The sequence below is a fragment of the Mesorhizobium sp. M7A.F.Ca.CA.002.05.1.1 genome (genome assembly GCF_003998335.1).
GTDB lineage: Bacteria > Pseudomonadota > Alphaproteobacteria > Rhizobiales > Rhizobiaceae > Mesorhizobium.
Genome location: NZ_RZQI01000182.1, coordinates 1 through 8241, shown reverse-complemented (window position 1 = coordinate 8241; position 8241 = coordinate 1). Strand labels below are relative to the sequence as shown.

General features: G+C 62.5%; 8 protein-coding genes. All 8 read right to left on the bottom strand.

The window, feature by feature from the left end; all coding sequences use genetic code 11:
* The coding region (locus tag EN939_RS12065; protein WP_272483089.1) for a Tex-like N-terminal domain-containing protein at positions 1 to 883 on the bottom strand (883 nt) is incomplete at its 3' end.
* A 127-nt stretch (positions 884 to 1010) separates the two neighbouring features.
* Complete coding sequence (locus EN939_RS12060; RefSeq protein ID WP_127268197.1) at positions 1011 to 2192, bottom strand: serine hydrolase domain-containing protein; 1182 nt, start codon at positions 2190 to 2192, stop codon at positions 1011 to 1013.
* A 37-nt stretch (positions 2193 to 2229) separates the two neighbouring features.
* The gene (locus EN939_RS12055) at positions 2230 to 3426 is read right to left on the bottom strand and encodes a serine hydrolase domain-containing protein (RefSeq protein ID WP_127268196.1); all 1197 of its coding nucleotides are present in this window, start codon (positions 3424 to 3426) and stop codon (positions 2230 to 2232) included.
* Positions 3427 to 3662: 236 nt separating this feature from the next.
* On the bottom strand, positions 3663 to 4697 hold the full coding sequence (locus EN939_RS12050; RefSeq protein ID WP_127268195.1) for an extracellular solute-binding protein: 1035 nt from the start codon (positions 4695 to 4697) through the stop codon (positions 3663 to 3665).
* 28 nt (positions 4698 to 4725) lie between these two features.
* Positions 4726 to 5529 carry an ABC transporter permease gene (locus tag EN939_RS12045; RefSeq protein ID WP_127268194.1) on the bottom strand — a complete coding sequence of 268 codons (804 nt, stop codon included), beginning with the start codon at positions 5527 to 5529 and terminating at the stop codon, positions 4726 to 4728.
* On the bottom strand, positions 5522 to 6442 hold the full coding sequence (locus tag EN939_RS12040; protein ID WP_127268193.1) for an ABC transporter permease: 921 nt from the start codon (positions 6440 to 6442) through the stop codon (positions 5522 to 5524). The genes EN939_RS12045 and EN939_RS12040 overlap by 8 nt, the downstream gene beginning before the upstream one ends.
* A complete protein-coding gene (locus EN939_RS12035; protein WP_127268192.1) occupies positions 6442 to 7536 on the bottom strand; it encodes an ABC transporter ATP-binding protein in 1095 nt (364 codons plus the stop codon). Before EN939_RS12035 ends, EN939_RS12040 begins: the two co-directional genes overlap by 1 nt.
* A 141-nt stretch (positions 7537 to 7677) precedes the next feature.
* On the bottom strand, positions 7678 to 8241 hold a 564-nt coding region (locus EN939_RS12030; protein WP_164750961.1), incomplete at its 5' end, for an amidohydrolase family protein.

The following is an 8241-nucleotide window of genomic DNA, read 5'->3' as shown; positions in this document are numbered from 1 at the left end:
CGCGCATCAAATCGAGAGTCAGGTGCAGCGACAGTTTTATCCGCCAGGTCCAGCCCGCCACCTCCATCAGCCAGCGGTCACCCGGCAGGCTGCCTCCGATGGCATAGGCATTGGCGATCATCCGCTCGACCGGCTTCACCGGCGACGTATCATCGGCATCGACCTCGATGTCGAGCGAAAGCACCTCCTCGTTGCGGCCACGCAGCATCGCCAGCGCGCGATGGCTCGGCACATTTGCCCAGCGCTCGACATGGTCGAAATAGTCGGAGAATTTCGCACCGGCTTCCTGCTTGCCGTCGACCACCCTGGCGCGCATGAAGGCGCGCTCCTTCATGTAGCTGCGCAATTTTCCGACCAGATCGGCATTCTCGGCGAATTGTTCCGACAGGATGTCGCGCGCCCCTTCGAGCGCTGCCTTGGTATCGGCCACCTCTTCGCTGACATAGGCCAGTGCCAGTTCGGCAGGCACCAATGAGCGGTTCGCCAAGATGGCTTCGGCCAGCGGCCCCAGCCCGCGCTCCCTGGCGATCTCGGCCTTGGTCCGGCGCTTGGGCTTGTAGGGCAGGTAGATGTCCTCAAGTTCCGCCTTGGTGCTGGCGGCGACGATCTTGCCTTCAAGCTCCTCGGTCAGCTTGCCCTGTTCGCGGATCGAGCCAAGGATGCTGTCGCGGCGCGCATCGAGCTCACGCAGATAGGCAAGGCGTTCGGCAAGATCGCGCAATTGCGTGTCGTCGAGCCCGCCGGTGACTTCCTTGCGGTAGCGCGCCACGAACGGCACTGTCGCGCCCTCATCGAGCAGTTCAATCGCCGCGGCCGCCTGTTCGGGCCGCGCGCTGATCTCGGCCGCGATGATGGCTGCAATGCGCTTGATGTCGGATGCCATGTCGTACCTGCTCTCGTCCAAAGAGCGGCGACCATAGGCGCAGACGTCCGGTCCGCCAACCGCCGCGTTTCCATGAGCCCGGCGGGTCCACAGGAAAGCGCGCGCTAATGTGGCGGCCAAGCGAGGATCAGACCATCCGGCTCAGCGCCTCGAAGAAGGCGACGATCTCGACATCGAGCGGATCGTCGACCGGCTCGGGCTGCGACGACATCTTGGCGATCACCACTTTGGTCCTGGGATCGACATACAGCCACTGGCCATGAATGCCGATGCCGCAATAGGCGCCGTTCGGCAAGCCCGTCTGGTACCATTTGTTGCGATAGCGGCCCTTCGGGAACAGCGGCTGCATCGCGCCGCGCTGCCAAGCGTCGGAACTGCCGCCGCTAGCAACCGTATCGCGCACCCAGGCTTCCGGCACGATGCGGCGGCCATTGGCCACCCCGCCTTGCCGCATCATCTCGCCAACACGCGCCAGGTCGCGCGGCGTCACCGAAATACCGCCGGCCGTGCGCGCCGTGCCTTCCATGTCGACGCCGATCGAGGCTTCGCCGACAGCGCCGAGCGGCAGCCACAGCTTCTCGCGCATCAGGTCGGTGAACCGCTGGCCCGACGCGCGCTCGAGCAGCAGTCCGAGCAGGTCGGAATTCGGCGAGCGGTAGCGGAAGGTCTGGCCATGCGGCTCTGCAAGGCGTTGCAAGGTCAAAATGAATTCGCGCAGGCTCTCCGTGCCGCCGCCCGGATTCCACAGCGTGGCGCGACGATAGCGGGCGAAAGCGCTCTCCGGATCGAGATAGGCTTCCTCGAAATCGAGGCTGACGCTCATGTCGAGCACATGCCGCACGCTCGCATCGCCATAGGCCGAGCCGGCGGCTTCAGGGATGTAGGCCGTCACCGGCGCTTCCGGGTCGAATACGCCCTCGCCTTCCAGAATGCCGGCAATGATGGCGGTCAGCGACTTGCTGATCGAAAAGATGATGTGGCGGGCGCCGAAATCCATATGCGGGGCGAACCAGTCGCCGACGATCTTGCCGTCTTTCATCACCGTCAGTGCGTCGGTGCTCGAACGCGCGAGAAATTCAGCCACTGTCTCCGATGTGCCGGCGATCGCGACCTTTTCGCCGAGCAGGCCGCCCATATCGCGCACGGGGGTTTCGACAACGCCCGACGTCGCCGCCACGCGGGCGGTCGGCACCAGTTCGCCGAGGTTCTGGAACGACCACCGGTTGAAGGGGTTCTCGCGCCAGTTGGCGAGCACCACCTGGTTGCGCCGGAAGCCATAGCGGGTCTCGAACACGGTCTTGCCGGTCATGGCGTTTCCTTCCGGGTCGTTTTTTCTTTGTGGGGGCTCAGCGAAGTGCCGTGGCGATAGCGTGCACGGCCTTCAGCGTCGCTATGGAATAGGCACCATTGGCGAAATCCGGCCAGGTCGAAAGCTTCACCACGACCATTCCGGTGTTCCAGTCGATATGGATCATCTGACCGAACACGCCGCGGCACATCAGTGCGCGCGAGCGCGGATCCTCGATCCAGAACTGGTTGCGATAGCTGCCCTCCGGCAGGCTGGGGCTGAAGTCCGGCCCATGCCTGCCGTTGCGCGTCGCCTCGACCCAGCCGGCCGGCACGACGCCGCCACCATTGTCGAGGATCAGCTGGCCGAAGCGGCCATAGTCGCGCAGCGTCGCGTTGAAGCCACCGTCGGCCACCGCATAGCCGGCGCTATCGACCGTGAAGCAGGCGCTTTCATCAGCGCCGAGCTTTTGCCAGAGTTCTTCCGAAACCACCTGCGGCAGCCGTTTGCCTGTCACCCGCTCCATGATGAAGGCAAGCACGTCGGTCTCGATCGAGCGGTATTCGAATTGAGCCCCGTGCGGGCGGATCGTGTCCTTCAAGCCGAGGATCAGCTCGAACATGTGCGAGGGCCAACGAAAGGCCGGATCGCTGTCCAGCGGCACCGGCTTCCAGCCGGTGGCGACATCGACCTGGCCGATGTCGGAATAGCGGTCGGTATATTCCTCTGAGAAACGGACGCCGCTGGTCATGTCCAGCACATGCTGGACGCTGGCGCCGGTCCAGCCGGTAACGCCGAGTTCCGGCAGGTAATCTGTTACCAGTCTGGCCGGATCGATCAGGCCGCGCCCGACCAGTATGCCGAACACCGAACCGGTAACGGACTTCGCCATCGACTGCGACAAGTGCAGCGTGCGCTCATCCATGCCGTTGAAATAGCGCTCATAGGCGACCTTGCCGTCCTTGAGCACCAGAAAGCCGTCCGTATAGGTCTCGTCGAGCAACCCGGCGAGCGTCGTCGGCATGCCCTCGCTGTCCTCGACCGCCAGCCCGTCGAGATCAACCTCGGCGCGTTCGAAGCGGTGGCGATGGCCATTGCCGCGCCAGACTTCGGCGGTCGGCAGAATTTCACGGATGTGCTGGAACGCCCAGCGGTTCCACGGCGGCCGGTCCCAGTCGAGCTTCGGCGGTACCATGGCGGGCGGCGAGCCCTGCATGATCGGCGGCCGCGCGTCGCTGTTGCGGTATGACTGCATGAGAATCCCCTGCCGCCGCATGCCGCTCTTCAGTTCACTTGAATGAGGGCGGTCTGCACAGCGGACGAAAAAGCCCCCGATTGGGCCTTTCGAGTGACGAACGCCCGACGCCATGGCGAAGAGCAATGCCGGCAGGCCAGGTGAGGGGCGGCGCGAACGCTGCGAATTCAGCGCTACCCCTCATACGGCCCTTGACCCGCCGTCTTCCAACTCGCGCGGAAGAAGGCGGAGTGCCGCTATTTCTGAACGTCCGTCCAGATGCGCGTGTAGAGTTGCTGCACCTCAGGCGAGCAAGGGGTGAGGAACTCGCCCGCTTTCTCCAGTTCTGGCGGTACCACCAGTTCGGGCGCATCCTTCATGTCGGCTGGCAAGAATGCCTGCGAGCCCTTGATGCCATTGGCATATTTGGCGAAGGCGGAGATCATGGCGGCGTTCTCGGGATCCATGATGAAGTTCATGAACAGCTTGGCGTTGTCGACATTCTTGGCATCCTTGAGGATGGCAACACTGTCCATGAAAAAGGGGAAGCCCTCCTTCGGGTAGCCGAACTTGATGTCGGGGTTCTTGATGCGCGAGCGCATGATGGCGCCGTTCCAGTAGTAGACGGCCGAATAGTCGCCGGCCGGTAGCTTATCGGTCACGCTATAATCCATGGCCAGCCATTTCGGCTTGGCCTCCACCAGCTTGTCGCGCACTTTCTTGAGCAATTCCTTGTCGTCCGTGCACCAGTTGCCGCCCAGATACTTGATGGTGGCGAACAGCACGTCGTTCATTTCCGGCGCGACATTGATCTTGCCAACCAGTTCCTTCGGCGGATCGAGGAAGATGGCCGAGGTGTTGATGTCGCCGTCATAGACCTTTGTGTTGACGCCGATGCCGGTCACGCCCCACTGCCACGGAACCGTATAATGACGGCCCGGATCCCAGGGAACGTTCACCCAGCGCTCGTCGACATTCTTGAAGTTCTCCATCTGGTCGGGCCGGGCCTCAAGCAGAAGCCCTTCCTTCACCCAGATCGGCACGTAGTTGGCCGACGGCACCACAATGTCGAAGCCATGACCACCGGCGCGTACCTTTGCTAGCGCGGTGTCGTTGGAGTCGTAGTCGGTGGTCGTCACCTTGACCTTATAGGTATCCTCGAACTTCTTGATCATCTCGGGGCTAGTGTAGTCGCCCCAATTAAAGATGCTGAGTTCGCCTTCCGCATACGCGCTGCCCGCAAAGGCAAACATTGCGAATACCGCCGTGGCAGCCGTGGTCTTCCATTTCATTGCTATTCTCCCGTTTGGCAATCGTTGGTTATGGCTTGCGCCTATTGACGAAGTAGAACACGGTTACGAGCACCACCGACAGCGCAAGAAATACCGTGGCGATCGCATTGATTTCCGGGCTCGTTTCGCGCCGCAACTGGCCGAGCATGTAGGTGGGCAGCGTATCCTGGCCGCCGGACTTGACGAATTCGGTGATGACCACATCGTCGAGCGAAATGACGAAGGCGAGCATGAAGCCCGCGATGATGGCCGGCCTCAAGAGCGGCAGCGTCACGAAACGGAAGGCTTTCCAGGGCGTGGCGTATAGGTCGGCGGCTGCGCGCTCCAGCGTCAGGTCCATGCTGTCCAGCCGCGCCCGGATCGGCAGGTAAGCGAACGGGATGCAGAAGGCGGTGTGGGCGGCGATCAGGTAACCGAGTCCTGAGTAACCGGTCCAGACCTTGATGCGCGAGAACACGATCAGGAGCGCGACGCCGGTGACTATCTCCGGCACCATCAGCGGCTGGTTGATGAAGGCGTATTTGAAGGTAAGGCCGGGATAGGGCCGCGTGCGGGTCGTGGCCAGAGCAGCCATGGTGGCGGCGATCGTCGATAGCGCGGCGGCCGAGACTGCCAGCACGAGCGAGCGGACGGAGGCGTCCTGCACAGCCGAATTGTGCCAGGCCGAAATAAACCAGCGCAGTGAGACGCCATCCCAGCGCGAAAGCGAATCCGCCGTGTTGAACGAATAGGTGACGAGCGCCGCGATCGGCAGATAGAGCGCGAAGAAGGTCAGAAGCGCCATGAACCCGAAGCCGGGTTGCGCCTGGATGTCGAACGGACGCTTAGCCATGGGCTCCCTCCGACCGGGATGCGTTGCGCACGTAGAACAGGAGCGCGATCATCACCAGCACCATGAGCGTAATTGAGATGGCCGCGCCAAGCGGCCAGTTACGGCCTGCGCCGAACTGCAGTTCGATCAGGTTGCCGAGCATCATGTTCTTGCCGCCGCCCAGCACCCGCGGAATGACATAGGCGCCAAGCGAGGGAATGAAGACCAGTATCGAGCCGGCTATGACGCCGGGCTTGATCAACGGGAAGACGATGCGGCGCAGAACCTGCCAGCGACCGGCGTAGAGGTCATATCCGGCCTCGACCAGCCGGAAGTCGAGCTTCTCCATCGAGGCGTAGATCGGCAGCACCATCAGAGGTAGGTAGACATAGATCATGCCGAGCAAGATGGCCGCGTCGGTATTCATGATCTGCAGCGGTTGCTTGATGATGCCGAGCGCCATCAGCGCGGTGTTGACCAGCCCTTCGTTGCGGATCACCTGCTGCATGGCGAAGGTGCGGATCAGGAGATTCGTCCAGAACGGAATGGTGACGAGGAAAACCCAGACCTCGCGCGTCTTCGGCGGTCGCGTGGCGATGAAATAGGCTGTGGGGAAGCCGAAGAACAACGTCAGCACGGTGGTGTAGAACGACAGGCTTATCGAACGCCAGAAGATCGACAAATGCGCATCGGCGAAGGCCAGAGTGTCGTCGAAGATGTCGCGCTGCAACAGCACCGACAGCCAGCCATCGGTGGAGAATTTCCACACCACGCCGCCATAGGGCCCCGGCGTCAGGAAGGAATAGATCACGACGATCAGCAGCGGGCCGGACGCCGCCAGGAAGATGATGATCAGTGCCGGCGCCGACAGCACCCACCGATCGCGGATATCTCTGCGTTCGGCTTCCTTGGCGACTTCTTCCGCGCTCGCCATCAGTCCCTCACCACTTGCGCGGCGTCATTGCCGATCACGATGCCGACCTTGTCGCCGCGCTCGAAGCCGCAACCGGCGCTGCGCGTGTTCTGCTGGCGCACGGTGAAGACCTCGCCGCTGTCGAGCCGCACATGTATATGAGTGTCGGTGCCGAAATAGACGATGTTGTCGACAGTGCCGGACAATTCGCCCTTGTCCTTGGTCAGCTTGGCATGCTCGGGCCTCACCACCACGGTGGCGTTGTCCTTCGGCTGGAAGCCCTCGGCAACGGTCGCCTCGATGGTCGCGCCGGATTTGAGTGTGGCGCGCGCCTTGCCATTGCCGATGTTCGAGACCGCGGCGGTGAGAAAGTTGGTTTCACCGATGAAGTCGGCGACGAAGCGCTCCGCCGGCTTGTCGTAGATGTCCCACGGCGAGCCGACCTGCAGGATCTTGCCCGCCGACATCACCGCAATGCGATCCGACATCGTCAGCGCTTCTTCCTGGTCATGGGTGACGAAGATGAAGGTGATGCCGGTCTCATGCTGCAGTCGTTTCAATTCGATCTGCATGTCCTTGCGCAGCTTGAAGTCGAGCGCCGACAGCGGTTCGTCGAGCAACAGCACCTTCGGCTGCGGCGCCAGCGCCCGCGCCAGAGCCACGCGCTGCTGCTGGCCGCCGGAAATCTGGCCGGTGCGGCGGCCGGCGAGAGCTTCCATCTTGACCAGCTTCAGCATCTCGGCGACGCGCGCCTTGATCTCGGCCTTCGGCTTGCCCAGCATTTCCAGGCCAAAGCCGATATTGTCGGCCACCGTCATATGCGGGAACAGCGCGTAGGACTGGAACACGGTGTTGACCGGCCGCTTGAAGGGCGGCAGCGGCGCGATGTCCTGGCCGTAGAGCAGGATCTCACCGGCGGTTGGAAAGTCGAAGCCGGCGATCAGCCTGAGCAACGTCGTCTTGCCGCAGCCGGATGGCCCCAGCAACGTGAAGAATTCGTTCTCGCGGATAGATACCGAGACCGTGTCGAGGGCAGCTACCTGCCCCTCACCTGATCCGAAAATTTTTCTGACGTTTACTACTTCAATCGCATTCCGATCCGGTTTGTCCGGCACGATTACGCCTCACTGTTGACCCCGCTCTTGCTGGCGGAGCTCTTCCCCTGTTCGATGTGACCACATGGCCGGTGGGTTGGCAAGCCCGGCATTGGGTCACAGTTCAATCAGTCATTGAGGCCTGCAAGCCCCATGCCATAGTCAGGCCTGATAGGTGACCTTGCCGCCGCAAATCGTCGTCACCGGCCGCACCTTGTGCAGGTCGGCCGGGGCGGTGTTCTCGATATCCATCGACAAAACCACCAGATCGGCCATGTAGCCTGATTTCAGCGTGCCCTTGCGGTGCTCGGCGAATTCGGCGTAGGCGCCCTCGATCGTGTAACCGGCGATCGCTTCATGCAGTGAGAAACTCTGGTCCGGGTCTCTTTCTGCCCACGGTTTGCGCAACACTGCCGCCTGAATGCCCAGGATCGGATCGATCGGCGACACCGGCCAATCCGATGCGAAGACGACATGCGCGCCGGCATCCTTCAAGGTCCGCCACGCATAGCTCAGCGGCCAGCGCGCCGGCCCGATGCGCGATACCGTCGGCTCCAGTGGAAAATCCATTGCGCCCGGCGGATGCGGCGGTTGCATGGAGGCAATGACGCCGAGTTCGGCGAAACGCGGCACATCAGCGGTGGTGGTGACCTCGATGTGCTCGACGCGGTGACGGCTGTCGCGCTTGCCGTTCGCCTTCTGCGCCGCCTCATAACCGTCGAGCAC